The organism is Curtobacterium aurantiacum (assembly GCF_018598555.1).
GTDB classification, from domain to species: domain Bacteria; phylum Actinomycetota; class Actinomycetes; order Actinomycetales; family Microbacteriaceae; genus Curtobacterium; species Curtobacterium aurantiacum.
Genome location: NZ_JAHEWN010000017.1, coordinates 57,529 through 83,907 on the forward strand (window position 1 = coordinate 57,529; position 26,379 = coordinate 83,907).

The following is a 26,379-nucleotide window of genomic DNA, read 5'->3' on the forward strand; positions in this document are numbered from 1 at the left end:
AGGGGATGTGCGGAAGCGTCAGGCGTTGGCCGGCCGACGGCGTTCGCGCGGCAGCACGACGCCGAGGGCGACCATGCCGATGGCGAGCACGAGGTGCAGCCAGTTGTCGGCGTTGTTCAGCGGCACGAAGTTCGCACCCGAGCTGTGGCCGGCGGTGAACAGGCCGTAGATCCACAGGACGAAGTAGACGATCCCGCCGATCACGAGGTACATCCGCGAGCCCGAGGCACGGGCGGCGGCGAGCAGGCCGACGACGCCGAACAGCAGGTGCACGATGTTGTGCAGGACCGACACCTGGAAGATGCCGAGCAGCATCGCCATCGACTCGTGCCCGGCCCCGGCCAGGTCGCCCGTGGTGATGCCGGGGATGAACCCGGCGATCCCGACGAGCAGGAACACGATGCCGACCACGAGGGCGGCCTTCTGGACGGACGAACCGGCGTAGCGGTTGGTGGCGGTGGTGACGTCGCTCATGGTGTCTCCTGGACGGGATTGGTGGGCGTGCCGTGCGATGGCGGGTTGATCTTCGGTCCGGCGGTCGCCGGGGTCACAGCCGAGGGGGACGATGCCCCCACGGACACTTCGGGCAGGTGCTCCGGAACGGAACCGGTCGGTTCCGCACCGCCGTCGATTGCATCGATCCGGTGGCGGATCCGTTCCAGCACCGGCAACCGTGCGCCGTGGGCGCTCTCGTGGTCGAGCAGCACCCGGAGCTGCTCGCGGTCGAGCGCCGTCAGGTGCTCGGTCAGGTTGCCGAGCGGGACGTGGTCGAAGTCCGGTATCGGGAGTTCTCGGTCGGTCATGGTGCTCCTTCCGTCGATGCAGCCAGAACGTACGCAGCCCGCGCTCTGCCGGCGCACAGGATGAGTCTGCCGCCGCGCGCTCCGGACAGATGTGCGGAGCGGGGCGGTCCCGTCGACGTGGGAAGATCGAACCCATGCGTCTCGTCGTCGCCGGCAGCCCCGCTGCGGCCGTCCCCACCCTCCGCCGTCTGGCGGCGTCCGACCACGAGATCGTCGCGGTGCTCACGCGGCCGGCCACCCCGCAGGGCCGCAAGCGCGTCCTCACCCCGACCCCGGTGGCCGTCGTCGCCACGGAGCTCGGACTGCCGGTGGTCGAGGCCTCGCGTGTCGACGAAGGCGTCACCGCGCGGATCGCGGAACTCGACGTCGACCTCGGCGTGATCGTCGCCTACGGCGCACTGCTCCGCCGCCCCGCCCTCGATGCCCCACGGCACGGCTGGATCAACCTGCACTTCTCCGACCTGCCGGCGTACCGCGGTGCGGCTCCCGTGCAGCGTGCGGTGATGGCCGGCGACGCCCGGACGGCCGCGACGGTCTTCCAGCTGGTCGAGGCGCTCGACGCCGGCCCGGTCTACGCCGCGCGCCCGTTCGCCATCGACCCGGAGGCGACCTCGGGCGAGGTCCTCGCCGCGATGGCCGAGGTCGGTGCCGACGTGGTCGCCGACGTCGTCGACGGCATCGCCGCCGGCACCGCCGTCGCGACCGAGCAGTCCGGCGAGCCGACCCTCGCCCCGAAGCTCACGATCGACGACGGCCGCATCGACTTCGCCGCGCCCGCCGACACCGTGCACGCGCGGCTGCGCGGCGTCACGCCCGAGCCCGGCGCCTACGCCCACCTGGGCGAGACCCGCGTGAAGCTGCTCCGCAGCAACCGACCGGGAGGCACGGGGGACCCCGCCCCGTCGCTCGCGCCCGGCGCACTCGCACTCCACGGCGGTCGGCTGCTGGTCGGGACCGCCGACACCCCGCTGGTGCTGCTCGAGGTGCAGCCCGCCGGCAAGAAGGCGATGGACGCTGCCGCCTGGGCCCGTGGCCTCGGCGAACTGGACGGGAAGGTCCTCGCATGAGCCCCCAGACGAAGCCCCAGGGTGCCCGCCGCGGGCCCCGACCCGTGAGCGCCCGCCGGGTCGCGTTCGACGTGCTCCGCGCCGTGCAGGTGGACGACGCCTACGCGAACCTGCTGCTGCCGACGCGTATCCGACGCGCCGGGCTCACCGCCCGCGACGCCGGGTTCGCGACCGAGCTCACCTACGGATCGATCCGGATGCTCGGTCGGTACGACGTGATCATCGCCCTCGCATCCGGTCGTCGTGCCGAGAACATCGAGGCGGACGTGCTCGACGTGATGCGCCTCGGTGCGCACCAGCTGCTCGCCATGCGCACGCCGACGCACGCCGCCGTCGACGCCACGGTCGAGCTCGCCCGCGAGGTCGGTGCCCGCCGCGCCACCGGGTTCGTCAACGCGGTGATGCGCAAGATCGCCGCCCGCACCGACGAGGAGTGGGACGCCCTGATCACCGAGGGCCGGGCCGGTGACGCCCTGCTCGCCACCCGCTGGTCGCACCCGGTCTGGGTCGTCTCGGCACTCCGCGACGCCCTGGCCGCCGAACGCTCCCGCGACGAGCTCGCCGCCCTGCTCGCCGCCGACAACGCCGCGCCCCGGGTGCAGCTCGCGGCCCTGCCCGGACTCGCCACCGACGAGGACATCGCCACCGCGACCGCCCGCACCGCCCCGGACGGCGACACCGACGCCGCGTTCGCCGACGCGACCGGTGCGGACGACGTGCCCGCGGCCCTGGTGCCGGCCGACGACGAACCGGAGGCCGACGGCGCGACGGGCACCGTGCCTCCCGTCCGGACCAGCGAGCCCGTCCTGCAGGCGGACGCCGCGCCGGTGTCGCCCGTCGGCATCCGCGGCATCAGCGGCGACCCGGCGCGCGTGCCGGGCGTCGCCGCCGGACGCCTGCGCGTGCAGGACGAGGGGTCACAGCTCGCCGCGCTGGCGCTCAGTCGCTCGTCTGCGGTGCGCGCGGGGGAGCGGTGGCTCGACATGTGCGCCGGCCCCGGTGGGAAGGCCGCGCTGCTCGCCGCCGAGGCGCAGCAGGGCGGCGCGACCCTGGTCGCCAACGAACTCGTGCCGGCCCGGGCCGGACTCGTGCGGAACGCCCTCGGCGTGTTCGGCGACCACGTGCGGGTCGTGGAGGGCGACGCGCGTCGGTACGGACGCGACGGCACCGGTATGACCTTCGACCGCATCCTGCTCGACGCCCCGTGCACCGGGCTCGGCGCGCTGCGGCGCCGGCCGGAGGCGCGCTGGCGGAAGCTCCCCGAGGACGTCGAGGAGCTCGCAGCCCTGCAGACCGAACTGCTCGACGCCGCCGTCCGGGTGCTCGCGCCGGGCGGGACGCTCGCGTACGTGACGTGCTCGCCGCACCTGGCCGAGACCCGCGGGCAGGTGGACGCCCTGATGGGGCGGCACGGCGACCGGCTCGAGCAGCTCGACACCGCGACGATCGTCCGTGGCGTCGCCGCACGCGACCCCGAGGTCGCGGACGGTGCCACCGCGCAGCTCTGGCCGCACCGCATCGGGACGGACGCGATGTTCATCGCGCTGTTCCGTCGCGTCGACTGAGGCGCGGGGCCTCCAGCGGCACGCCGGTAAGCTTGCCCGGTGACGATCCGCATCTCGCCGAGCATCCTGTCCGCCGACTTCGCGAACCTCGAGCGCGAACTCCAGCGCATCGAGACCGCTGACCTGGTGCACGTCGACGTGATGGACAACCACTTCGTGCCGAACCTCACGCTCGGGCTGCCGATCGTGCAGCGTCTGCAGCAGGTGTCGCCGGTGCCGCTCGACGTGCACCTGATGATCACCGACGCCGACTCCGAGGCGCCGAAGTACGCCGAGACCGGTGCGTCGAGCGTCACGTTCCACTTCGAGGCCGCCGACGACCCGGTGGCGACCGCCGCCGCGATCCGGTCGAACGGTGCCCGTGCGGCCGTCGCCGTGAAGCCCGGCACCCCGATCACGCAGGTGCTGCACCACCTCGACGCCTACGACATGATCCTGCTGATGACCGTCGAGCCCGGGTTCGGCGGCCAGTCCTTCATGCCGTCCGTGATGCCGAAGCTCGCCGACGCCCGTGCCGCGGTCGACGCCTCGGGGCTCGACGTCTGGCTCGAGGTGGACGGCGGCATCGCGGTCGACACCGTGCCCGAGGCCGTGCGGAGCGGTGCCGACACGCTGGTCGCGGGCTCAGCGGTGTACGGCGGCGAGCCCGCCGCGCGCATCGCCGACCTGCGCGAAGCCGCCGCCCGGGCACGCTCGTGACCGGGGGAGCGCCGGACGGAACCGGCGTCACCGAGGCGACCACCGCCTCCCGTCCGGACGGTGCGTCGGAAGCGTCAGCGGAGACCGGTAGCCTGGTGAGCGTGAAGACGTTCGACGACCTGTTCCAGGAGCTGACCGAGAAGGCGCAGACGCGCCCCGAGGGCTCCGGCACCGTCGCCGAACTGGACGCCGGCGTGCACCAGATCGGCAAGAAGATCGTGGAAGAAGCCGCCGAGGTCTGGATGGCGGCCGAGTACGAGGGCGACGAGCGCACCTCGGAGGAGATCTCGCAGCTGATCTACCACCTCCAGGTCCTCATGGTCGCCAAGGGACTCACCCCGGCGGACGTCTGGCGACATCTGTAGGAAGCGCCGCCCGGCGCACCCACCACCGCCGACGACCCCACAGAAAGCAGACCCCCTGATGCTCCGCATCGCCGTGCCCAACAAGGGTTCCCTGTCCGAGACCGCGTCCGACATGCTGCGGGAGGCCGGGTACGCCGGCCGCCGCGACCCGAAGGCGCTGCACCTGCTCGACGAGCGCAACGGCGTCGAGTTCTTCTTCCTCCGTCCCCGCGACATCGCAACCTACGTCGGGTCCGGCGCACTCGACGTCGGCGTCACCGGCCGCGACCTGCTGCTCGACTCCGGGTCCGAGGCGCACGAGGTCGACGCGCTCGGATTCGCGGACTCCACCTTCCGCTTCGCCGGCATCCCCGGTCGGTTCGCCTCGCTGCAGGATCTCGACGGAGTGCGGGTGGCGACGAGCTACCCCGGCCTCGTCGGTGCGTTCCTCGCCGAGCACGGCGTCACCGCGACGCTCGTCAAGCTCGACGGCGCGGTCGAGAGCGCCGTGCGGCTCGGGGTCGCCGACGCCGTGGCCGACGTCGTGTCGACGGGCAGCACGCTGCGGCAGGCCGGGCTCGAGATCTTCGGCCCGGTGATCCTCGAGTCGACCGCGGTGCTCGTCTCCACCGACGAGACCATCCCCGGCATCGACGTCCTGCGCCGACGGCTCCAGGGCGTGCTCGTCGCGCGTGGCTACGTGATGCTCGACTACGACGTCCCCACGGCCCTGCTCGAGCAGGCGACCGCGGTGGCCTCCGGCATCGAGTCGCCGACGGTCTCGCCGCTGCACGACCGCGACTGGGCGGCCGTCCGCGTGATGATCCCGCGCGACGACGCAAACCTCATCATGGACGCGCTCTACGACCTCGGCGCCCGGGCGATCCTCGTCAGCCCGATCCACGCCGCACGCCTGTGACCGCCGCGTCCGGCGCCGGCCCCGCCACGTCCGGCGGCGTGTCGGTCCGGGTCATCCCGTGCCTCGACGTCAAGGGCGGCCGGGTCGTCAAGGGCGTCAACTTCCTCGACCTGCAGGACGCCGGTGACCCGGTCGAGCTCGCGGCGCGGTACTACGAGCAGGGTGCCGACGAGCTGACCTTCCTCGATGTCGGCGCCACGGTCGAGAACCGCGCCACGATGTACGACACCGTCACCCGGACGGCCGAGCAGGTCTTCATCCCGCTCACCGTCGGCGGCGGGGTCCGCAGCGTCGACGACGTCGCACGGCTGCAGCAGTGCGGCGCGGACAAGATCGGCGTGAACAGCGCCGCCATCGCCCGCCACGAACTCATCGGCGAGATCGCCGACCGGTTCGGTGCGCAGGCCGTCGTGCTCTCGCTCGACGTCAAGCGGTCCGACCGGATGCCCTCGGGCTTCGTGGTCACCACGCACGGCGGTCGGACCGAGTCCGACCTCGACGCGATCGCCTGGGCGCGCGAGGCCGTCGAGCGGGGTGCGGGGGAGCTGCTCGTCAACTCCATCGACGCCGACGGCACGAAGAACGGGTTCGACCTCGAACTGGTGGCCGCGGTGCGCGCCGTGTCGTCCGTCCCGGTGATCGCCTCGGGAGGCGCGGGTCGCGTCGAGCACTTCGCCCCGGCCGTCGACGCGGGTGCGGATGCCGTCCTCGCAGCCAGCGTCTTCCACCGCGGCGAGATGACCGTGGGGGACGTCAAGGCCGCGCTCCGCGCGACCGGCCACGCCGTCCGCTGATCCGCCGCCGTAGGCTAGGAGTCTCATGACCGACAGCACCAGCACCGACACCGAGGCGGTCCTCGACCGCGCACGCTTCGGTGCGGACGGCCTGCTCCCCGCCATCGTGCAGGAGGAATCGTCGAAGGACGTCCTCATGCTCGGGTACATGGACCGGGAAGCCCTCCGCCGCACCCTCACCGAGGGCCGCGTGACCTTCTGGTCGCGGTCGCGGAACGAGTACTGGCGGAAGGGCGACACGTCGGGACACGCCCAGTACGTCCGCGGTGCCGCGCTCGACTGCGACGACGACACGCTCCTCGTGACGGTGCAGCAGGTCGGAGCCGCGTGCCACACCGGTGCGCACCGGTGCTTCGACGTCGACCCGCTCGCGCCCGTGACCGCGTCTGCCCCGGCCGACGCGGCCGTGGAGCCGACCCGATGACGACCGCGACGAGCCCCGAGGACCCGCACACGACCTCCCGGCCGGAGTTCGACGGCCTGCTCGCCGAGCACCGTGTCGTGCCGGTCGTCCGCGCGCTCTACGGCGACAGCGAGACGCCGGTCGGCGTCTACCGCAAGCTCGCCGACGGCCGCCCCGGGTCGTTCCTGCTCGAGTCGGCCGGCCAGGGCGGCCTCTGGTCGCGCTGGTCCTTCGTGGGCGTGCGGAGCTTCGGCGTGCTCACGCAGGACGGCGACCGCGCGGCCTGGATCGACACCGGCATCGACGCCGCGCGCGCGGTCGGGTCGCTCGACGGCGCACCGCTCGACGTGCTCGCGCGGCTGCACGAGCGCTGGGCCACGCCCCGGGTGCCCGGATCGCCGCCGCTCGTCGGCGGAACCGTGGGCTTCATCGGGTGGGAGGCCGTCCGCCAGCTCGAACACCTGCCGAACGTGCCACCGGCCGACTTCGACGTCCCCGGACAGGCCCTGTCCTTCGTCTCCGAGCTCGCCGCACTCGACCACCGCACCGGCCTCGTCCTGCTCGTCGCGAGCGTGCTGAACGACGGTGCTGACGACGCGGAGACGCTCTGGGCGGACGCGCAGCAGCGCCTCGACCGCATGCAGGGCGACCTGGTGCAGCCGAGCGTCGCGACCGTCGCCGAGGCGTTCGAGATCGCCGAGCCGACACCGACCCACCGGACGAGTCCGGCCGACTACATGGCCGCCGTCGAGCGTTCGAAGGGCTTCATCCGCGACGGCGACGTCTTCCAGGTCGTCATCTCGCAGCGGTTCGACCACGAGGTCACGGCCGACCCGCTCGACGTGTACCGCGTGCTCCGGACGCTGAACCCGAGTCCGTACATGTACTTCCTCGCGCTCGCGGACACCGCCGACGAGCGGTTCTGGATCGTCGGCGCCTCACCCGAGGCGCTGGTGAAGGTGCAGGGTGACCGCGTCATCACGCACCCGATCGCCGGGTCCCGCCCGCGGGGTGCCACGCCGGAAGCGGACGTCCGCCTCGGCGAGGACCTGCTCGGCGATCCGAAGGAGCGCGCGGAGCACCTGATGCTCGTCGACCTCTCCCGCAACGACCTGCAGAAGGTGTGCGAGCCGGGCACGGTCGCCGTCACCGAGTTCATGACCGTCGAGCGGTTCAGCCACATCATGCACCTCGTGTCGAGCGTCGAGGGTCGGGTGCGTCCCGAGGTCTCGGCGATCGACGTCTTCCGGGCGACGTTCCCGGCCGGCACGCTCTCGGGCGCGCCCAAGCCGCGCGCGCTCGAGATCATCGACGAGCTCGAGCCGGCGAAGCGTGGCGCGTACGCCGGTGTCGTGGGGTACTTCGACTTCGCCGGCGACGCCGACCTGGCGATCGCGATCCGCACCGCCCTGATCAAGGACGGCGTGGCCCGCGTGCAGGCCGGTGCCGGACTGGTCGCCGACTCCGACCCGGAGACCGAGCACGTCGAGGCGGTCAACAAGGCCGCGGCCCCGCTGCGGGCCGTCGCCACGGCGAACAGGATGCGGGAGGTCCGCTCGTGAAGCGCTCGCGTCCGATCGTCGTCGTCGCCGGGCTCCTGGTCGCCGGCGTCATCATGCTGGCCTGGACCCAGACCTGGTTCACCGTGCGCCTGCACGCGGGCGCGGCCGTGACCTCGACGGTCGCGGCCGACGGGGCGGCGGTCGTGCCGCAGTACACCGCACTGGCGATCGCGAGCCTCGCACTCTTCCTGGCGATGACCATCGCCGGGCGGGTGCTGCGTGTCGTGCTCGCAGCCGTCGAGATCCTGCTCGGCCTCGGCGTGGTCGTGAGCGGGATCGCCGCGCTCGGCGACCCGATCGCCGCCGCCCGGGGTGCCGTCGGCGAGGTCGCCGGTGTCAGTGACCTGAGCGCGGTCCGCGCCGTCGTGTCGAGCGTCAGCGTGAGCCCGTGGCCCGCCGTCGGCATCGCGGGCGGCGTGCTCGCCGTGCTGCTCGGCGTGGTCGTCATCGTGGTCCAGCGCGCCTGGCCCGGCCCGAGCCGGAAGTACGGCGCCGCCACCGCCGGAGCCGCCGCGGCGGCGCGTGCAGCAGCGCCCGTCCAGCGCGACGCCGTCGTCGACTGGGACGACCTGAGTGCCGGCGTGGACCCCACCACCGAGGTCGGCGCGGGCGCGGGGGCCCCGGACGACGACACGGTAGGATCGACAGGGCGTCGCTCGACCGACGACGCCGGAGCAGAACGAGGAGCACCGTGAGCAACACTGAGCCCGCAGAACTCGGCGAAGGCCACTCGCCGGCCGCCTGGACCGCCGTCGTGATCATGCTGATCGGATTCGCGGCAGGCACGCTGTTCTTCTGGTTCGACCAGCCGTGGGGCGTCTGGGCCTCCGCTGGCGTCGTCCTCATCGGCCTCATCGTCGGTGGCGTGATGAAGAAGGCCGGCTACGGCGTCGACGGTCCGAAGTTCGTCCCCAAGCACCACGGCGAGTAGGGCTCCGATGCCGAACGTGCTCGAGACCCTCGTCGCGGGCGCACTCGAGGACGCCGCCGCCCGTCGTGTCGACCGTCCCTACTCGGACGTCGAACGCGACCTCGACCGGGTGGCGTCGCCGCTCGACGCCCTCGCCTTCCTGAGCCCGGGCGACCGGGTGAAGATCATCGCCGAGGTGAAGCGCGCCAGCCCGTCCCGCGGGTCGATGGCCGCCATCGCCGACCCGGCCGCCCTCGCCGCCGACTACGAGCGGGGCGGGGCGTCGACGATCAGCGTCCTGACCGAGGGGCGCAAGTTCCTCGGCAGCCTCGCCGACCTCGAAGCCGTGAAGGCCCGCGTGGGCGTCCCCGTGCTCCGCAAGGACTTCATCGCCGACCCGTACCAGGTGATCGAGGCCCGGGCGTCCGGTGCCGACGTCGTGCTGCTCATCGTCGCGGCGCTCGAGCAGCCCCGCCTGGTCGAGCTGCACACCCTGGCCGAAGAACTCGGCATGCGCGTGCTGGTGGAGGCGCACTCCGGAGACGAGGTCACCCGTGGCCTCGACGCCGGCGCACGCATCCTCGGCGTCAACGCCCGTGACCTCACCGACTTCTCGCTCGACCGCGACCTGTTCGGATCGCTCGCCGACCGCATCCCCGACGGCGTCGTGCGCGTCGCCGAGTCCGCGGTCTCCGGTCCGGCCGACGTCGCCCACTACCGTGCAGCGGGCGCCGACGTCGTGCTGGTCGGCGAAGCACTCGTGACGGGCGACGACCCCGCCGCGACCCTGGCATCGTTCATCGACGCTGCCGGCCAGGCCTGACCGACACCTCCGCACCGAGGCTGCTCGACCCGCCTGACCGACACCCTCGCATCGAGGCCGCCGACCGCGGCCGCACGTTCCACCCGTCCGACGCGACCACACCGGCCGCGTCGGACTCGTCCCGGGAGACACATCGTGACCTCACTCCGCGACCTGCACGGCCCCTACTTCGGTGACTTCGGCGGACGCTTCGTCCCCGAGTCCCTCGTCCTCGCGCTCGACGAGCTCGAGGCCGCCTTCCGTCAGGCCTGGGCGGACCCGGCGTTCCGTGCGGAGCTCGACGAGCTGCAGCGCGACTACACCGGGCGCCCCTCGATCATCACCGAGGTGCCGCGGTTCGCGAAGCACGCCGGTGGCGCCCGCGTGATCCTGAAGCGCGAGGACCTGAACCACACCGGTTCCCACAAGATCAACAACGTCCTCGGGCAGGCACTCGTCGCCCGTCGCCTCGGCAAGACCCGCCTGATCGCCGAGACGGGTGCCGGGCAGCACGGTGTCGCCACCGCGACCGCTGCCGCGCTGTTCGGCATGGAGTGCGTGGTCTACATGGGGGCGGTCGACACCGAGCGCCAGGCCCTCAACGTCGCGCGGATGCGGCTGCTCGGCGCCGAGGTGGTCCCCGTCGAGACCGGTTCGCGCACGCTGAAGGACGCCATCAACGACGCCCTGCGCGACTGGGTCGCCAACGTCGAGTCGACGCACTACCTGCTCGGCACGGTCGCCGGTCCGCACCCGTTCCCCGAGATGGTGCGCGAGTTCCACAAGGTCATCGGCGAAGAGGCCCGGCAGCAGGTCCTCGACCGCGTCGGCCGCCTGCCGGACGCCGTCGCGGCCTGCGTCGGCGGCGGGTCGAACGCGATGGGCATCTTCGAGGCGTTCCTCGACGACGAGTCCGTCGCACTGCACGGCTTCGAGGCGGGTGGCGACGGCGTCGAGACCGGTCGCCACGCGGCGAGCATCACCCTCGGTCGCGAGGGCGTGCTGCAGGGCGCGAAGTCCTACCTCATGCAGGACGAGGACGGTCAGACGATCGAGAGCCACAGCATCTCCGCCGGGCTCGACTACCCGAGCGTCGGTCCGGAGCACGCCTACCTGGCGTCGATCGGTCGTGCGAAGTACCAGCCCATCACGGACACCGAGGCGATGGAGGCGTTCCGCCTGCTGAGCCAGACCGAGGGCATCATCCCGGCGATCGAATCGTCGCACGCCCTGGCCGGTGCCATGAAGCTCGGCAAGGAGCTCGGCCCCGAGGGCGTCGTGCTCGTGAACCTGTCCGGCCGGGGTGACAAGGACGTCGCGTCCGCCAGTCGCTACTTCGGCATCCTCGACGAGAACGCGGTGCAGCTGTGACCACGAACCGGACCGTCGCCACGACGATCGACACCGCCAACGCCGAGCGCGCCGGAGCCGTCGTCGGCTACCTGCCCGCCGGGTACCCGAACCTGCAGACCAGCGTCGACGCCGCCGTCGCCCTCGCCGAGAACGGCGTTGACGTCATCGAGTTCGGCCTGCCCTACTCGGACCCGGTGATGGACGGCCCCGTCATCCAGCGTGCGGCCGAGGAGAGCCTGGCGAACGGCTTCCGGGTCGCACAGGTCTTCGACGCCGTCCAGCAGATCACCGAACGGGCCGACGTCCCGGTGCTCGTCATGACGTACTGGAACCCGGTGCTGCGCTACGGCGTCGACCGCTTCGCCGACGACCTCCTCGCCGCAGGTGCCGCCGGGCTCATCACGCCGGACCTCATCCCCGACGAGGCCTCTGCGTGGACCGAGGCCTCCGAGCGCACCGGCCTCGACCGGGTCTTCCTCGCCGCACCGTCCTCGTCGGACGAGCGCATGCGCCAGGCGGTCGAGGCCAGCCGCGGGTTCGTGTACGCCGTCTCCACGATGGGCGTCACCGGCGCCCGCGCCGGGGTCGACGTGGCCGCACGCACCGTGGTGTCGCGCCTGCGCGACGCCGGGGTCGAACGCACCTGCGTGGGTCTCGGGATCTCGACGGCCGAGCAGGTCGGCGAGGTGCTCGAGTACGCCGACGGTGCGATCGTCGGGTCCGCGTTCGTCCGCGCACTGGCCGACCTCGGTGTGCAGGGCGTGGCCGACCGCGCTGCCGACCTCGCCACCGGCGCCCGCCGCCGCTAGTCCAGTTCCAGTCGGGCCCGCGACCCGCGCTACAGTGAGCGAGGCCGACGCCACGTCGACCGCGCCCCGTCAGTTCCGAAAGGCGACAGCACCTCCATGCCCCTCCTGAGCATCCCGAGCCCGAGCACCGCCTGGCAGTACTTCGACCTGACCGCCTGGCTGCGCGACGCGTTCGGCTGGTCGCTGCCCCTCGACTTCCGCATCCACGCGTACGCGATCTGCATCCTGATCGGGATCGTCGCCGCGGTCGTCCTGGCGAACCGTCGTCTCAACGCCCGCGGCGTCGAGCGCTGGATCATCATCGACATCGCGATCTGGGCCGTCCCAGCCGGCATCATCGGCGGTCGGCTCTTCCACGTGTTCACGCACGTGTCGGACTACTTCGGCCCCGGCATCGACCCGCTGTCGTTCCTGTACATCTGGGAGGGCGGGCTCGCGATCTTCGGCGCGTTGATCCTCGGGTCGGTCGGTGCCTGGATCGGTTGCCGTCAGGTCGGCCTGCGCTTCTCGTCGTTCATCGACGCCGTCGTGCCCGGCGTCCTGCTCGCGCAGGCGTTCGGCCGTCTGGGCAACTACTTCAACCAGGAGCTCTTCGGCATGCCGACGAGCCTGCCGTGGGGGCTCGAGATCGACTCGAGCAACGCCGCGTTCCCGAAGGGGCTGCCCGAGGGCACGCTGTTCCACCCGACCTTCCTGTACGAGATCATCTGGAACGTCCTCGGTGTCGTCGTCATCCTCTTCCTGGCGCGCAAGTTCACGCTGCAGTGGGGCAAGGTCCTCGGCCTGTACCTGATCTGGTACGGCGCCGGGCGCTCCGTGCTCGAGTCCATCCGCGTCGACACGAGCGAGACCTTCTTCGGGGTCCGCACGAACGTGTGGGTGGCCCTGGCCGCGGTCCTGATCGGCATCCTGATCTTCGTGGTGCAGAGCCGCCGGCACACCGGCAAGGAGCCGAGCCCGTACCTGCCCGGTCGCGAGCCCGGTCCGAGGTCCGTTGTAGACTCGGACGACACCTTCTCGGAGCACGACGACGACGCAGCAGACGGCGTCACGAGCGACGAACCGGTCACGACCACTCGCTGATCGCCGCGCGGGGACACCCTCTCCGACGACCACCGGTCACGCGCAGCAGCACCACCAGCAGCACCAGACGGACCCGCCACAAGCGGGGCCGGGCAACCTCGCCGGCCGGCAGGGCAACTCACTGACGGCGGGCACGGGCACCAGTCCCGCCCGCTCGGGCGGAACGCACCACCGGGCCACCGCTGTCCCTGTTCCACTTCCTCGTGAGGACGGTTCCCCATGGCGCTCCAGCCAACACAGCCCTCGGCATCGACGAACCTCGTGCCGCCGCACCGCCGGTTCTCGGCGATCCCGGACGCCACGGGCATGTACGACCCGGCGAACGAGAAGGACGCCTGCGGGCTCGCCATGGTCGCGACGCTGCGCGGGACCCCGGGCCACGACATCGTCGACGCGGCGCTCGGTGCGCTCCGGAACCTCGAGCACCGCGGTGCCGTCGGCTCGGACGCCGGCACCGGTGACGGCGCGGGCATCCTGTGCCAGGTGCCGGACGAGTTCCTCCGGGCCGTCGTGCCGTTCGAGCTGCCCGCCGCGGGGGAGTACGCCGTCGGGACCGCCTACCTGCCCCTCGACGAGGACGCCCGCCACGCGGTCAAGGGCGCGGTCGAGCGACTCGCCCGTGAAGAGGGCCTGAAAGTCCTCGGCTGGCGGGAGGTCCCGGTCCGCCCGGAGGTCCTCGGCACCCTGGCCCGCGCGGCGATGCCCGCGTTCGAGCAGCTGTTCGTCGCCTCGATCCGGCACGACGTCCACGGCGCGTCGTGGAGCGGAATCGCCCTCGACCGGCAGGCCTTCCGGCTCCGCAAGCGTGCCGAGCACGACAACGACCTCTACTTCATGTCGCTGTCCAGTCGGACCATGGTCTACAAGGGCATGGTCACGACGCTCCAGCTCGAGCCGTTCTACCCGGACCTCAGCGACGAGCGCTTCGCGTCGAAGCTCGCGATCGTGCACTCGCGCTACTCCACGAACACGTTCCCGTCGTGGCCGCTGGCGCAGCCGTTCCGGACGATCGCCCACAACGGCGAGATCAACACGGTGCGCGGCAACCGCAACTGGATGCGTGCCCGGCAGTCCCAGCTCGAGAGCGAACTGCTCGGCGACATGGCCCCGCTCCTGCCCATCGTGAGCCCCGGCGCGAGCGACTCGGCCTCCTTCGACGAGGTACTCGAGTTGCTCACCCTGACCGGTCGCACCCTGCCGCACGCGGTGTCGATGATGGTGCCGGAGGCGTGGGAGAACCAGGTCGGGATGGACCCGGACCTCCGGGCGTTCTACGAGTACCACTCGATGCTCATGGAGCCGTGGGACGGCCCCGCCGCCATCACGTTCACCGACGGCTCGCTCGTCGGTGCCACGCTCGACCGCAACGGTCTGCGCCCCGGGCGCTTCCTGGTCACCGACGACGGACTCATCGTCTTGGGCTCCGAGACCGGGGTCATCGACGTGCCGGCCGAGAAGGTCGTGCGCAAGGGCCGCCTGCGTCCGGGCCGGATGTTCCTGGTCGACACCGAGGCGGGTCGGATCATCGAGGACGACGAGGTCAAGCGTGAACTCGCCGCGTCGGGTCCGTGGGGCGACTGGCTCGAAGCCGGTCGGATCAACCTGAACGACCTGCCCGAGCGTGAGCACATCGTGCACACCCCGGCCTCGGTCACCCGCCGTCAGCGCGCGTTCGGGTACACCGAAGAAGAGGTCAGGATCCTGCTGCGCCCGATGGCGGCCGCCGGCGCGGAGCCGCTCGGTGCGATGGGCTCGGACACCCCGATCGCGGTGCTCTCGGAGCGCCCCCGCCTGCTCTTCGACTACTTCACGCAGCAGTTCGCCCAGGTGACGAACCCGCCGCTCGACTCGATCCGCGAGCAGGTCATCACCTCGATGGGGATGGGTCTCGGCCCGGAGCGCAACCTGCTGTCCGCCGGTCCCGAGCACGCGAAGCAGATCACGCTCGACTTCCCGGTGATCGACAACGACCAGCTCGCCAAGGTCCAGCACTTCGAGACCGAGTCGGGTCGCCACCTGACCGTCACGATCAAGGGCCTGTACCGCGTCGACGCCGGCAAGAAGGCGATGCAGAAGCGCATCGCCGCCGTGTGCGACGAGGTCGACGCCGCGATCGAGTCCGGCAAGCAGTTCATCGTGCTGTCCGACCGCGACGGCAACTCCGAGCAGGCACCGGTGCCGAGCCTCCTGCTCCTCGCCGCGGTCCACCACCACCTCATCCGCACCGAGCAGCGCATGAAGGTCGGGCTCATCGTCGAGGCCGGCGACGTGCGCGAGGTCCACCACGTGGCGACCCTCATCGGGTACGGCGCGTCGGCGATCAACCCGTACCTCGCGATGGAGACCTGCGAGAACCTGGTCCGCGCCGGCATGATCCCCGGGATCACCCCGGAGCAGGCCGTCAAGAACGTCATCAAGGCCCTCGGCAAGGGCGTGCTGAAGATCATGTCGAAGATGGGCATCTCCACGGTGTCCAGCTACGCCGGCGCGCAGGCGTTCGAGGCCGTCGGGCTCAGCCAGGAGTTCGTCGACAAGTACTTCACGGGCACCTCGTCGATCCTGGGCGGCGTCGACATCGACGTCATCGCCAAGGAGAACGCCGAGCGGCACGCCCAGGCGTACCCGCAGGACGGGGCGGTGCTCGCACACGAGCGGCTGCAGGTCGGCGGCGAGTACCAGTGGCGTCGTCAGGGGCCGCCGCACCTGTTCAACCCGGACACGGTGTTCCGGCTGCAGCACGCCACCCGTGCCCGCCGCTACGACATCTTCCGGGAGTACTCGAGCGCGGTGGACGACCAGTCCGAGCAGCTGATGACGCTCCGCGGGCTCTTCCGGTTCAAGCAGGGCGCCCGCAAGCCCATCGCCCTCGACGAGGTCGAGTCGATCGAGTCGATCGTGAAGCGGTTCAACACCGGCGCGATGTCGTACGGGTCGATCTCGAAGGAAGCCCACGAGACGCTCGCCATCGCGATGAACCGCCTCGGCGGCCGTTCGAACACGGGCGAGGGCGGCGAGGACGTCGACCGCCTGCTCGACCCCGAGCGCCGCAGTGCGATCAAGCAGGTCGCCTCCGGGCGCTTCGGTGTGACGAGCATGTACCTGACGCACGCCACCGACATCCAGCTGAAGATGGCACAGGGTGCGAAGCCGGGCGAGGGCGGACAGCTGCCCCCGGCGAAGGTCTACCCGTGGGTGGCCCGGACCCGACACGCGACCGCGGGCGTCGGGCTCATCTCACCGCCGCCGCACCACGACATCTACTCCATCGAGGACCTCAAGCAGCTGATCTTCGACGTCAAGCGTGCCAACCCGGCCGCCCGCGTCCACGTGAAGCTCGTGAGCCAGTCCGGCATCGGCGCGGTCGCCGCTGGCGTGACGAAGGCCCTGGCCGACGTCGTGCTCGTGTCCGGCCACGACGGTGGGACCGGTGCGAGCCCGTTGAACTCGCTCAAGCACGCCGGGACCCCGTGGGAGATCGGTCTGGCCGAGACGCAGCAGACGCTCATGCTCAACGGCATGCGCGACCGGGTCGTCGTGCAGGTGGACGGGCAGATGAAGACCGGCCGCGACGTCGTCGTGGCAGCGCTGCTCGGCGCCGAGGAGTACGGCTTCGCGACCGCGCCGCTCGTGGTCGAGGGCTGCATCCTCATGCGCGTGTGCCACCTCGACACGTGCCCCGTCGGCGTCGCCACCCAGAACCCCGAGCTCCGCAAGCGGTTCTCCGGCAAGCCCGAGTTCGTCGTGAACTTCTTCGAGTTCATCGCCCAGGAGGTCCGCGAGCTCCTCGCCGAGCTCGGCTTCCGCAGCCTCGACGAGGCCATCGGGCAGACCGACGTCCTCGACGTCGACCGCGCCGTCGACCACTGGAAGGCGTCGGGGCTCGACCTCGCGCCGGTGCTCAAGGGACCGCACTTCGACGACGCCGAGCCGCGTCGCCACCACCGCGAGCAGGACCACGAGCTGGACCAGCACTTCGACGTGCAGCTCATCCAGCAGACCGCCGACGTGCTCGACCACGGTGGCTCGATCGCGCTCGACCTGCCGATCCGGAACACCGAGCGTGCGGTCGGCACGATGCTCGGCCACCAGGTCACCCTGCGGCACGGCGAGCACGGGCTGCCGAACGGCTCGATCGACGTCACCCTTCGCGGCTCGGCCGGGCAGTCGCTCGGGGCGTTCCTCCCCGCGGGCATCACGCTCCGGCTGATCGGGGACAGCAACGACTACGTCGGCAAGGGGCTGTCGGGCGGCCAGATCGTCGTCCGGCCGGATGCCGGTTCGGGCTTCGACCCGGCCGAGAACGTCATCGCCGGCAACGTCATCGGCTACGGCGCGACCCAGGGCAGCATGTTCATCCGCGGCATCGTGGGCGAGCGGTTCCTGGTGCGCAACTCCGGTGCCACCGCCGTCGTCGAGGGCGTGGGCGACCACGCGCTCGAGTACATGACGGGCGGCCTCGCGCTCATCCTCGGTGAGACCGGTCGGAACCTCGGCGCCGGCATGTCCGGCGGCACGGCGTACGTCCGCGGGCTGCGCGAGGAGCACGTCAACACCGACGCGCTGGCCTCCGGCGAACTCCGGCTCGAGGCACTCGACAGTGCCGACGTCGAGATCGTCACCGACCTGCTCACCCGGCACGCCGACGAGACGGGGTCGACGCTCGCCTCGGACCTGCTCGCGTCCGGAGACCTGAGCGACTTCGTCAAGGTGCTGCCGCGCGACTACGCCGCGGTGCTCGAGACGCGCAGACAGGCCGTCGACGAGGGGCTCGACCCCGACGGTGACATCGTTTGGAACAGGATCATGGAGGTGACCGGTGGCTGAGCGTCACGCACGTCCGGAACAGGCAGTGCCCGACACGACCTCGGAGGTGACCGGTGGCTGACCCCAAGGGATTCCTGAAGGTCCAGGAACGCGAACTCCCGCCCCGGCGACCCGTGCCCGTGCGGCTCATGGACTGGAAAGAGGTCTACGAGCAGCAGGAGTCCGGCGTACTCAAGCGTCAGGCCGGCCGCTGCATGGACTGCGGCGTGCCGTTCTGTCACCAGGGCTGCCCGCTCGGCAACCTCATCCCCGAGTGGAACGACCTGACGTGGCGCGGTGAGGGCCGTCAGGCGATCGAGCGCCTGCACGAGACGAACAACTTCCCGGAGTTCACGGGTCGGCTGTGCCCGGCACCGTGCGAGTCGTCCTGCGTGCTCGGCATCAACCAGCCCCCGGTGACGATCAAGCAGGTCGAGGTCTCGATCATCGACCAGGCGTACCAGAACGGCTGGGTCACCCCGCACCCGCCCGAGCGTCTGACCGGCAAGACCGTCGCCGTCGTCGGGTCCGGTCCCGCCGGGCTCGCCGCCGCACAGCAGCTCACGCGCGCCGGTCACACCGTCGCCGTCTACGAGCGGGACGACCGCATCGGTGGGCTGCTCCGCTACGGCATCCCGGACTTCAAGATGGAGAAGCGCCAGATCGACGCGCGTCTCGCGCAGATGCAGGCCGAGGGCACCCGGTTCCGTGCCGGTGTCGAGATCGGCAAGGACATCACCTGGGACGACCTGAAGTCGCGCTACGACGCGGTCGTGGTCGCCACCGGTGCCACGGTGCCGCGCGACCTGCCGATCCCGGGGCGCGACCTCGAGGGCGTGCACTTCGCCATGGACTACCTGGTCCAGCAGAACAAGGCGAATGCTGGCACGACGGTCGACAACCAGATCACGGCCGAGGGCAAGCACGTCGTCGTCATCGGCGGCGGCGACACCGGTGCGGACTGCATCGGCACCGCCCACCGCCAGGGCGCATTGAGCGTCACGAACCTGGCGATCGGCAAGCAGCCGCCGCTCGAGCGTCCGTCCGACCAGCCGTGGCCGATGTTCCCGACCGTGTTCGAGATCACCAGCGCCCACGAGGAGGGCGGTGAGCGGCACTTCCTCGCCTCCACCGTCGAGTTCCTGTCGAACGAGGCCGGCGAGGTCCGCGCGCTGCGGGTCGCCGAGACCGAGTACCTCGACGGCCGACGGGTCCCGAAGGCGGGCAGCGAGCGGGAGATCCCCGCCGACCTCGTCCTCATCGCGATGGGCTTCACCGGCCCCGAGTCGGAAACCATCGAGCCGCAGCTCGGTCTGCCGACCACGGTGTCCGGGGCGCTCGACCGCCGTGCCGACTACGCGACCAACGAGGCCGGCGTGTTCGTCGCCGGAGACGCGGGCCGCGGGCAGTCGCTCATCGTGTGGGCGATCGCCGAGGGCCGTGCCGCGGCCGCGCAGGTCGACGAGTACCTCGAGGGCTCCACGATCCTGCCGGCACCGGTCAAGGCGACCGACCGCGCGATCTCCGTCTGATGTCGGACGGTCACCGGATGTCGGAACGCGGCCAGGCGGCGGACCGTCTCCACCAGATGCTCACGCTCCCGTGAGCGTGAGGCCACCAGCACTCGATAAGGTGCTGGTGGCCTCGCTTCGTTCCGCGCGGCCCCACAGCGCGGAAACCCAAGCTCCATCCACCACCACGAAGGAATCCATTGAGACGCGCAAAGATCGTTTCGACGCTCGGACCGGCAACGTCGGACTACGAGACCGTCAAGGAGATCATCGAAGCGGGCGTCGACGTCGCCCGCCTCAACCTCAGCCACGGTGACTACAGCGTCCACGAGGCCAACTACGTCAACGTCCGCCGTGCCGCCGAAGAGCTGGGCAAGCCCGTCGCGATCCTCGTCGACCTGCAGGGTCCGAAGATCCGTCTGGCCAAGTTCGCCGACGGCCCGCACGACCTGGCGGTGGGGGACATCTTCACCATCACGACGGAGGACGTGCCCGGCTCGAAGGAGATCTGCGGCACGACGTTCAAGGGCCTGCCGCAGGACGTCAAGCCCGGTGACCCGCTGCTCATCGACGACGGCCGCGTCCGCCTCCGTGTCCTTGACACCGACGGCGTGCGGGTCCGCACCGAGGTCGTCGTGGCCGGCACGGTGTCGAACAACAAGGGCATCAACCTGCCCGGTGTCGCCGTCAACGTCCCCGCGCTGAGCGAGAAGGACGAGGCCGACCTCCGCTGGGCGATCCGCCAGGGTGCCGACCTCATCGCGCTGTCGTTCGTCCGCAACGCGAGCGACGTCGTGCGTGCCCACGAGATCATGGACGAGGAGGGCAAGCGCCTGCCGGTCATCGCCAAGGTCGAGAAGCCCCAGGCCGTCGACGCGCTCGAGGAGATCATCGACGCCTTCGACAGCATCATGGTCGCTCGCGGCGACCTCGGTGTCGAGCTCCCGCTCGAGGCCGTCCCGATCGTGCAGAAGCGCGCCGTCGAGCTGTCCCGCCGCATGGCGAAGCCGGTCATCGTCGCGACGCAGATGCTCGAGTCGATGATCTCGTCGCCGATCCCCACCCGCGCCGAGACCTCCGACGTCGCGAACGCCGTCCTCGACGGTGCCGACGCGGTCATGCTGTCCGGCGAGACGAGCGTCGGTGAGTACCCGGTGCAGACCGTCCGCACGATGGCCCGCATCGTCGAGTCCACCGAGGACCACGGCCTCGAGCGCATCGCCCCGCTCGGCACGAAGCCGCGCACGCTCGGTGGTGCGATCACCCTCGCCGCCGTCGAGATCGCCGAGTTCACCGAGGCGTCGTACCTCTGCGTCTTCACCGAGTCCGGTGACTCGGCCCGCCGCATGTCGCGCCTGCGCCACGGCCTGCCGATCATCGCCTTCACCCCGAACGAGGCCACGCGCCGTCGGATGGCCCTCACCTGGGGCGTCCGCTCGTTCCTCGTGGAGCGCAAGACCCACACCGACGAGCTCTTCTCGCAGGTCGACGACGTCCTCCTCGAGAACGGCCTGGCCGCCCCCGGCGACCGCGTCATCGTGACGGCCGGGTCCCCTCCCGGCATCGAGGGCTCGACGAACGACCTGCGCGTGCACCGGGTGGGCGACGCCCACGCCGAGGCCGCCCCGGCCTACGTCCGCGACTGATCAGCAGGTTCCGTCGCCACCAGGGCGCGGACGGGAGGCACGGTGCGAGCAGCGCCGACCGCTTCCGGTCCGCGCCCTGCCGCGTCTCCACGGCCCTGGTGGCGACCCGACCTCGGCCGCAGGCGGCAGGATGGTCGCTGTGAGCCTCCGATCCGACACCCCGGCGTCGCGCGCCGACGTCCGCCGCTGGCGTCGCTACCTGGCCGACGAACGGGCCGAGGCGGCCGTGTACCGCAACCTCGCCGCCCGCCGGTCCGGCGAAGATCGCGAGATCCTGGCGGCCCTGGCCGAGGCCGAGGGGCGGCACGCCGAGCACTGGCTCGACCTGCTCGGCGACGACGTCGGACGGCCGCAGCGGGGGAGCCTGCGCACCCGGGTGCTCGCCGTGCTGGCCAAGCGGTTCGGGTCGGTCTTCGTCCTCGCGCTCATGCAGCGCGCCGAGGACCGTTCGCCGTACGCCGACGACGCCGACGCGACCGCACGGATGGCCGCCGACGAGCGCATCCACGGCGAGGTCGTCCGGGGGCTCGCGAACCGGGGGCGGATGCGGTTGTCCGGTACCTTCCGCGCCGCGGTCTTCGGCGCGAACGACGGCCTGGTGTCGAACCTGGCCCTCATCATCGGCATCAGCGCATCCGGGGCCGATCGCCACTTCGTGCTCCTCAGCGGCATCGCCGGTCTGCTCGCCGGCGCGCTGTCGATGGGGGCGGGGGAGTACGTGTCCGTCCGCTCGCAGCGCGAGTTGCTCGACGCGTCCACGCCGCACCCCGAGGCGCGCAGCGCGGTGTCCGACCTCGACGTCGACGCGAACGAACTCGCCCTGGTCTACCGGGCCCGCGGGATGTCCGAGGCCGAGGCGACCGAGCACGCCGCCCGGGTCCTGTCCGGCATCGGGGAACGGCGGCCGGCGACGGGCCCGGTCCCGGTGGGGGACGACCACGAGGCGGTCGGCACGGGCCTGAGCGCCGCGGTGTCCAGCTTCTGCTTCTTCGCCTCGGGCGCGGTCATCCCGGTGCTGCCGTTCCTGTTCGGGATGCAGGGATGGCCGGCGATCGCGGTCGCCGGGGGACTGGTGGGGATCGCCCTGCTCGGCACGGGCGCCGTCGTCGGTGTGCTGAGCGGTGCCTCGCCGGGCAAGCGGGCCTTCCGGCAACTCGCCATCGGGTTCGGTGCGGCGATCGTCACCTACGCGCTCGGGCTGCTCTTCGGCACCGGGTCGGCCTAGCGGCGGACGGCGGCACGCGGCGGCTACCGGCGGACGGCGGCGCGCGGCGGCAGGAGCAGCAGGGCCGCGGCCCCGACGACGATGAGCGCGATGCCGGCGAAGACCATGAAGACGGTCAGCGCGAGTCCGGGCGCGACGAGCACGACGATGCCCCCGATGATCGACAGCACGCCGCTGACGACCGTCGGGACGCGTGACGACCCCGGGTGGCCGACGAAGCCGCCGACGATCGCGGCGACCCCCTCGATCAGGAACCCGACCCCGGCGAGCACGGCGTAGACGACGAGCGGGATCGCCGGGTCGAGCAGGGTCACGAGCCCCGCGACCGCGACGAGGCCGCCGACGATGCCGGACGTCCACCGCCACACCGGACGGGTGCCGTGCCCCCGCACCGCGGCGAAGACCCGGAGCGCTCCGGCCACGACGAGGTACACGCCGAACAGCAGCGCCACGAGCACGAGCGACGGGCGGGGCCAGACGATCGCCACGATGCCCAGTGCGATGGCGACGACGGCGGTGACGACGACGAACACCCGGAACGTCCTGACGGCACGAGAATCCACGAGCGCTCCTCCCTGATCGCCAGCGCTGGTGTCCAGCACGCTACCCGTCGCGCCTCCGGGCCGTGCAACCACCTGCAACCCCCGCGGTCGTACCGTGCGGAGCAGGCGCGCGACCCGTGCGCCCCGACAGCGTCGTCGAAAGGGCACCACCATGACCATCGCACCCTCGCCCACCAGCTACGCCGCACCCGGCGAGGCCGGCTCCCTCGTCGAGTTCCGGTCGCGGTACGACCACTTCATCGGCGGCGAGTACGTGCCGTCCGCGAGCGGCCAGTACTTCGAGAACCCCACCCCGGTCACCGGCAAGGTCTTCACCGAGGTCGCGCGCGGAGACTCCACCGATGTCGACCGTGCAGTGGCGGCGGCGTGGAAGGCGTTCCCGGCCTGGGGACGGACGAGCGCGGCCGAGCGCGCGGTCGTCCTCAACAAGATCGCCGACCGCATGGAGGAGCACCTCGAGATGCTCGCCGTCGCGGAGACGTGGGAGAACGGCAAGCCGATCCGCGAGACCCTCGGCGCGGACATCCCGCTCGCCATCGACCACTTCCGGTACTTCGCCGGGGCGATCCGTGCGCAGGAGGGCTCCGCCGGCGAGATCGACCACGACACCGTGGCCTACCACTTCCACGAACCGCTCGGCGTCGTCGGGCAGATCATCCCGTGGAACTTCCCGATCCTGATGGCGGTGTGGAAGCTCGCACCGGCCCTCGCCGCCGGCAACTGCGTCGTGCTGAAGCCCGCCGAGCAGACCCCGGCGTCCATCCACGTGCTCGTCGAGCTCATCCGCGACCTGCTGCCCGCCGGCGTGCTCAACGTCGTCAACGGCTTCGGCATCGAGGTCGGCGCACCGCTCGCGCAGCACCCGGACATCCGGAAGATCGCCTTCACGGGGGAGACCACCACCGGGCGACTGATCATGCAGTACGCCTCGCAGAGCCTCATCCCGGTGACGCTCGAGCTCGGCGGCAAGAGCCCGAACGTGTTCTTCCCCGACGTGGCGGCCGAGAAGGACTCCTTCTACGACAAGGCGCTCGAGGGCTTCACGTTCTTCAACCTCAACCAGGGCGAAGTCTGCACGTGTCCGTCCCGGGCGCTCGTGGCGAAGGAGATCTACGACGGGTTCGTCGCCGACGGCCTGGAACGCGTCCGTGCCGTCAAGCAGGGACACCCGCTCGACCTGTCGACGATGATCGGGGCCCAGGCGTCGAACGACCAGCTCGAGAAGATCCTGAGCTACATCGACATCGGCAAGCAGGAGGGCGCGAAGCTCCTGACCGGTGGCGAGCGCGCAGACCTGGGCGGCGAGCTCTCCGGCGGCTACTACGTCACGCCGACGGTGTTCGAGGGCGACAACTCGATGCGGATCTTCCAGGAGGAGATCTTCGGGCCCGTGCTCGCCCTGACGTCCTTCAGCGGCTACGACGACGCGATCGCCACGGCCAACGACACCCTGTACGGGCTCGGCGCCGGGGTGTGGAGCCGTGACGTCACGACCCTGTACCGCGCCGGACGGGACATCCAGGCCGGGCGGGTGTGGTCGAACACCTACCACCAGTACCCGGCGGGTGCGGCCTTCGGTGGCTACAAGCAGTCCGGCATCGGGCGCGAGAACCACAAGATGATGCTCGACCACTACCAGCAGACGAAGAACCTGCTCGTCTCGTACGCCGACGGGCCGATGGGCTTCTTCTGATGCCCGACACCGCACGCGTGGCGGTGACGCCGGCGGCGGGGGAGCTCCTCCGGATCCTCACCGCCCGGCACGGCCCGCTGATGTTCCACCAGTCCGGCTGCTGCTGCGACGGCTCGAGCCCGATGTGCTACCCCGTCGGCATGTTCCGGACCGGCCCGGGGGACGTCCTGCTCGGTGCCCTGGAGGTCGACGGCCTCGACCCGGTCGAGGTGTACATGTCGGTGTCGCAGTTCGAGTACTGGAAGTACACGCACCTGACGATCGACGTCGTCGACGGCCGGGGCGGCGGGTTCTCGGTCGAGGTCCCCGAGGGCAAGCGGTTCCTCACCCGGTCGCGGATGTTCGACGAGGCCGAGCTCGCCGATCTCGGCCTGGTCCCGCGCGCGGCCCGGACGTAGGCTGACCGCACACGTCGCGACGGTGCGACGGGTGGGGCCGATCGGAGGACGCATGCGCGCACCCGGTCGGCTCCGCCCGCTCGTCGCCGCCTCGTGGCAGCGCTCCGCCCGGGTCGACCCCGACGCCGCTCCGGTGCTCGCCCTCGGTGCCGACGAACTCGACGCCGCGCGCCACGACGGGCCGATCGCCACCCTGCTGCCGGTGGTCCGCCGGCTGCTGCTCCACGACTCCCGCGCTGCCGGGTGCGTGGTCGCCGTCGGGGACGCCTCCGGCCGGCTCGTCTGGGTCGACGGCGCCCGCTCGGCCCGTCGCGCGGCCGAGGACATGGGGTTCGTCCCCGGGGCCGACTGGGCGGAGGACCGCGTGGGCACCAGCGCCCCGGGCACGGCGCTCCGCCTCGACCGTCCGGTGCAGATCCGCTCCGACGAGCACTACGCGAACGCCGTCAAACCGTTCTCGTGCACGGCCGTCCCGGTGCACGACGCGAGCGGTGCCACGATCGGGGTGCTCGACCTGACGGGTGACGACCGGGCCGTCGAACGGCACACGCTGTCGCTGCTCACCGCCACGGTCGCCGCGGCCGAGGCCCAGCTCGCCCTCGCCGCGGCCCGCACGCCGTCACGGCCGCCCCGCGCGCCGGAGGCCGCGGCCGAGCTGACGGTGCTCGGCACCGACACCGCCGTGCTCCGGCTCGCCGACCGCCGGGTCCAGCTCTCCGCCCGGCACTCGGAACTGCTGGTCGTGCTCGCCGCGCACCCGGGCGGCCTCGCGGCCCCGGACCTCGCCACCGCCGTCTACGGCGATCCGCGGGCCGTGGTGACCCTGCGCGCCGAGGTCGTCCGGCTGCGCCGGGTCCTCGCGCGCCACGCGCCGGACGTGACCGTGACGTCGCGGCCGTACCGGGTGACCGGGGTCCGGACCGACGTCGACGGCGTGCTGTCCGCGCTCGAACGTGGGGCGCGCCTCCAGGCCGTCGACCGGTACGCCGGACCGGTGCTGCCGGGCTCCGCCGCACCCGGCGTGGACGCCGTCCGTGACCTGGTGCGGCTGCGGTTCCGCGAGTCGGTCGTCGCCGACGGCGGCGTCGATGCCCTGCTCGCATGGGCGCGCACCCCGGACGGCGCGACCGACGCGCTCGTGCTCCGCGCGCTGCTCGCGGTGCTGCCGCGTCGGTCGCCGCGACGGGCCGGTCTCGTGGCGGCGATCGAGGCGCTCGAGGGCTTCTGAGACCGTCGACGACGGGCCGGGAGGCGCGGGTCGGGCTGGTAGTGTTGGCCTCCTCGCGAGTGTGGTGGAATCGGCAGACACGGGGCACTCAAAATGCTCTGCCTCACGGCGTGCGGGTTCAAGTCCCGCCACTCGTACGAAATTGCTCACGGCGTGCGGGGCAGTTCGGACCCGCGTCCCGCCACTCGTACGAAATTGC

General features: G+C 71.7%; 24 protein-coding genes and 1 tRNA gene. 22 read left to right on the plus strand and 3 right to left on the minus strand.

Translation table 11 applies throughout. The features are described 5' to 3' along the window. Positions 1-18 precede the first annotated feature (18 nt). Both KK087_RS14160 and KK087_RS14165 read right to left on the minus strand, forming a co-directional pair. Positions 19-474 carry a DUF4383 domain-containing protein gene (locus KK087_RS14160; RefSeq protein ID WP_214529774.1) on the minus strand — a complete coding sequence of 152 codons (456 nt, stop codon included), beginning with the start codon at positions 472-474 and terminating at the stop codon, positions 19-21. After that, positions 471-803 (minus strand): DUF8129 domain-containing protein, encoded by a 333-nt coding sequence (locus KK087_RS14165; RefSeq protein WP_214566147.1) that lies wholly within the window; start codon positions 801-803, stop codon positions 471-473. Before KK087_RS14165 ends, KK087_RS14160 begins: the two co-directional genes overlap by 4 nt. 134 nt (positions 804-937) lie before the next feature. Here KK087_RS14165 and fmt point away from each other — a divergent pair, with 134 nt between their 5' ends. The 18 genes from fmt to KK087_RS14255 all read left to right on the plus strand — a co-directional run bounded on the left by fmt (position 938) and on the right by KK087_RS14255 (position 22,298). Then, a complete protein-coding gene (gene fmt / locus KK087_RS14170) occupies positions 938-1,870 on the plus strand; it encodes a methionyl-tRNA formyltransferase (RefSeq protein ID WP_214566149.1) in 933 nt (310 codons plus the stop codon). After that, entirely contained in the window at positions 1,867-3,435 is a 1,569-nt protein-coding gene (locus KK087_RS14175; protein ID WP_250893013.1) for an RsmB/NOP family class I SAM-dependent RNA methyltransferase, read from the plus strand. Before fmt ends, KK087_RS14175 begins: the two co-directional genes overlap by 4 nt. Before the next feature lie 39 nt (positions 3,436-3,474). After that, a complete protein-coding gene (gene rpe, locus KK087_RS14180; protein ID WP_214529771.1) occupies positions 3,475-4,134 on the plus strand; it encodes a ribulose-phosphate 3-epimerase in 660 nt (219 codons plus the stop codon). Between the two features lie 101 nt (positions 4,135-4,235). Further along, positions 4,236-4,499: a phosphoribosyl-ATP diphosphatase gene (locus tag KK087_RS14185; RefSeq protein ID WP_214544954.1), complete on the plus strand. Its 264-nt coding sequence runs from the start codon at positions 4,236-4,238 to the stop codon at positions 4,497-4,499. Between the two features lie 58 nt (positions 4,500-4,557). Continuing rightward, positions 4,558-5,397: an ATP phosphoribosyltransferase gene (gene hisG / locus KK087_RS14190; protein WP_214529769.1), complete on the plus strand. Its 840-nt coding sequence runs from the start codon at positions 4,558-4,560 to the stop codon at positions 5,395-5,397. Then, the gene (gene hisF / locus KK087_RS14195) at positions 5,394-6,191 is read left to right on the plus strand and encodes an imidazole glycerol phosphate synthase subunit HisF (RefSeq protein WP_214566151.1); all 798 of its coding nucleotides are present in this window, start codon (positions 5,394-5,396) and stop codon (positions 6,189-6,191) included. The genes hisG and hisF overlap by 4 nt, the downstream gene beginning before the upstream one ends. A 25-nt stretch (positions 6,192-6,216) precedes the next feature. Next, complete coding sequence (hisI, locus tag KK087_RS14200; RefSeq protein ID WP_214529767.1) at positions 6,217-6,615, plus strand: phosphoribosyl-AMP cyclohydrolase; 399 nt, start codon at positions 6,217-6,219, stop codon at positions 6,613-6,615. Then, positions 6,612-8,156: an anthranilate synthase component I gene (locus KK087_RS14205; protein ID WP_214566153.1), complete on the plus strand. Its 1,545-nt coding sequence runs from the start codon at positions 6,612-6,614 to the stop codon at positions 8,154-8,156. Before hisI ends, KK087_RS14205 begins: the two co-directional genes overlap by 4 nt. Beyond that, positions 8,153-8,851, plus strand: a complete 699-nt coding sequence (locus tag KK087_RS14210; protein WP_214529765.1) for a Trp biosynthesis-associated membrane protein — start codon at positions 8,153-8,155, stop codon at positions 8,849-8,851. The genes KK087_RS14205 and KK087_RS14210 overlap by 4 nt, the downstream gene beginning before the upstream one ends. Beyond that, complete coding sequence (locus tag KK087_RS14215) at positions 8,848-9,087, plus strand: HGxxPAAW family protein (protein ID WP_017887200.1); 240 nt, start codon at positions 8,848-8,850, stop codon at positions 9,085-9,087. The genes KK087_RS14210 and KK087_RS14215 overlap by 4 nt, the downstream gene beginning before the upstream one ends. A gap of 16 nt (positions 9,088-9,103) precedes the next feature. After that, complete coding sequence (gene trpC / locus KK087_RS14220; RefSeq protein WP_214529783.1) at positions 9,104-9,889, plus strand: indole-3-glycerol phosphate synthase TrpC; 786 nt, start codon at positions 9,104-9,106, stop codon at positions 9,887-9,889. A 135-nt stretch (positions 9,890-10,024) separates the two neighbouring features. Further along, positions 10,025-11,239, plus strand: coding sequence for a tryptophan synthase subunit beta (trpB, locus tag KK087_RS14225; protein ID WP_214544960.1), 1,215 nt, complete (start codon positions 10,025-10,027; stop codon positions 11,237-11,239). Next, on the plus strand, positions 11,236-12,030 hold the full coding sequence (gene trpA, locus KK087_RS14230; RefSeq protein ID WP_214529764.1) for a tryptophan synthase subunit alpha: 795 nt from the start codon (positions 11,236-11,238) through the stop codon (positions 12,028-12,030). The genes trpB and trpA overlap by 4 nt, the downstream gene beginning before the upstream one ends. 96 nt (positions 12,031-12,126) lie before the next feature. Further along, complete coding sequence (gene lgt, locus KK087_RS14235) at positions 12,127-13,113, plus strand: prolipoprotein diacylglyceryl transferase (protein WP_214529763.1); 987 nt, start codon at positions 12,127-12,129, stop codon at positions 13,111-13,113. A gap of 219 nt (positions 13,114-13,332) precedes the next feature. Further along, complete coding sequence (gene gltB / locus KK087_RS14240) at positions 13,333-17,937, plus strand: glutamate synthase large subunit (RefSeq protein ID WP_214566155.1); 4,605 nt, start codon at positions 13,333-13,335, stop codon at positions 17,935-17,937. A 53-nt stretch (positions 17,938-17,990) separates the two neighbouring features. Next, a complete protein-coding gene (locus KK087_RS14245; RefSeq protein ID WP_214566156.1) occupies positions 17,991-19,448 on the plus strand; it encodes a glutamate synthase subunit beta in 1,458 nt (485 codons plus the stop codon). Between the two features lie 179 nt (positions 19,449-19,627). After that, positions 19,628-21,073, plus strand: coding sequence for a pyruvate kinase (gene pyk / locus KK087_RS14250; RefSeq protein ID WP_214529760.1), 1,446 nt, complete (start codon positions 19,628-19,630; stop codon positions 21,071-21,073). Positions 21,074-21,203: 130 nt separating this feature from the next. Then, on the plus strand, positions 21,204-22,298 hold the full coding sequence (locus KK087_RS14255; protein ID WP_214566159.1) for a VIT1/CCC1 transporter family protein: 1,095 nt from the start codon (positions 21,204-21,206) through the stop codon (positions 22,296-22,298). Between the two features lie 23 nt (positions 22,299-22,321). Here the strand turns inward: KK087_RS14255 and KK087_RS14260 are convergent, their stop codons facing one another. Then, on the minus strand, positions 22,322-22,861 hold the full coding sequence (locus tag KK087_RS14260; RefSeq protein WP_173033968.1) for an HdeD family acid-resistance protein: 540 nt from the start codon (positions 22,859-22,861) through the stop codon (positions 22,322-22,324). A 151-nt stretch (positions 22,862-23,012) separates the two neighbouring features. On the opposite strand from KK087_RS14260, the gene exaC reads away from it, so the two are divergent. The 4 genes from exaC to KK087_RS14280 all read left to right on the plus strand — a co-directional run bounded on the left by exaC (position 23,013) and on the right by KK087_RS14280 (position 26,317). Beyond that, positions 23,013-24,554, plus strand: a complete 1,542-nt coding sequence (gene exaC, locus KK087_RS14265; protein ID WP_214529757.1) for an acetaldehyde dehydrogenase ExaC — start codon at positions 23,013-23,015, stop codon at positions 24,552-24,554. Then, positions 24,554-24,952, plus strand: coding sequence for a DUF779 domain-containing protein (locus tag KK087_RS14270; protein WP_214566161.1), 399 nt, complete (start codon positions 24,554-24,556; stop codon positions 24,950-24,952). The genes exaC and KK087_RS14270 overlap by 1 nt, the downstream gene beginning before the upstream one ends. 52 nt (positions 24,953-25,004) lie before the next feature. Continuing rightward, positions 25,005-26,180: a GAF domain-containing protein gene (locus tag KK087_RS14275; RefSeq protein WP_214566164.1), complete on the plus strand. Its 1,176-nt coding sequence runs from the start codon at positions 25,005-25,007 to the stop codon at positions 26,178-26,180. A 55-nt stretch (positions 26,181-26,235) separates the two neighbouring features. After that, a tRNA-Leu gene (locus tag KK087_RS14280) sits at positions 26,236-26,317 on the plus strand. Positions 26,318-26,379: the final 62 nt, after the last annotated feature.

Bases quoted from the DNA above. Each gene is read 5' to 3' on its own strand.
- KK087_RS14165 (WP_214566147.1), bottom strand. From the start codon at position 803: ATGACCGACCGAGAACTCCCGATACCGGACTTCGACCACGTCCCGCTC.
- KK087_RS14270 (WP_214566161.1), top strand. From the start codon at position 24,554: ATGCCCGACACCGCACGCGTGGCGGTGACGCCGGCGGCGGGGGAGCTC.
- fmt (WP_214566149.1), top strand. From the start codon at position 938: ATGCGTCTCGTCGTCGCCGGCAGCCCCGCTGCGGCCGTCCCCACCCTC.
- KK087_RS14255 (WP_214566159.1), top strand. From the start codon at position 21,204: ATGGTCGCTGTGAGCCTCCGATCCGACACCCCGGCGTCGCGCGCCGAC.
- KK087_RS14205 (WP_214566153.1), top strand. From the start codon at position 6,612: ATGACGACCGCGACGAGCCCCGAGGACCCGCACACGACCTCCCGGCCG.
- KK087_RS14160 (WP_214529774.1), bottom strand. From the start codon at position 474: ATGAGCGACGTCACCACCGCCACCAACCGCTACGCCGGTTCGTCCGTC.
- exaC (WP_214529757.1), top strand. From the start codon at position 23,013: ATGACCATCGCACCCTCGCCCACCAGCTACGCCGCACCCGGCGAGGCC.
- KK087_RS14175 (WP_250893013.1), top strand. From the start codon at position 1,867: ATGAGCCCCCAGACGAAGCCCCAGGGTGCCCGCCGCGGGCCCCGACCC.
- KK087_RS14275 (WP_214566164.1), top strand. From the start codon at position 25,005: ATGCGCGCACCCGGTCGGCTCCGCCCGCTCGTCGCCGCCTCGTGGCAG.
- hisI (WP_214529767.1), top strand. From the start codon at position 6,217: ATGACCGACAGCACCAGCACCGACACCGAGGCGGTCCTCGACCGCGCA.
- lgt (WP_214529763.1), top strand. From the start codon at position 12,127: ATGCCCCTCCTGAGCATCCCGAGCCCGAGCACCGCCTGGCAGTACTTC.
- hisG (WP_214529769.1), top strand. From the start codon at position 4,558: ATGCTCCGCATCGCCGTGCCCAACAAGGGTTCCCTGTCCGAGACCGCG.
- gltB (WP_214566155.1), top strand. From the start codon at position 13,333: ATGGCGCTCCAGCCAACACAGCCCTCGGCATCGACGAACCTCGTGCCG.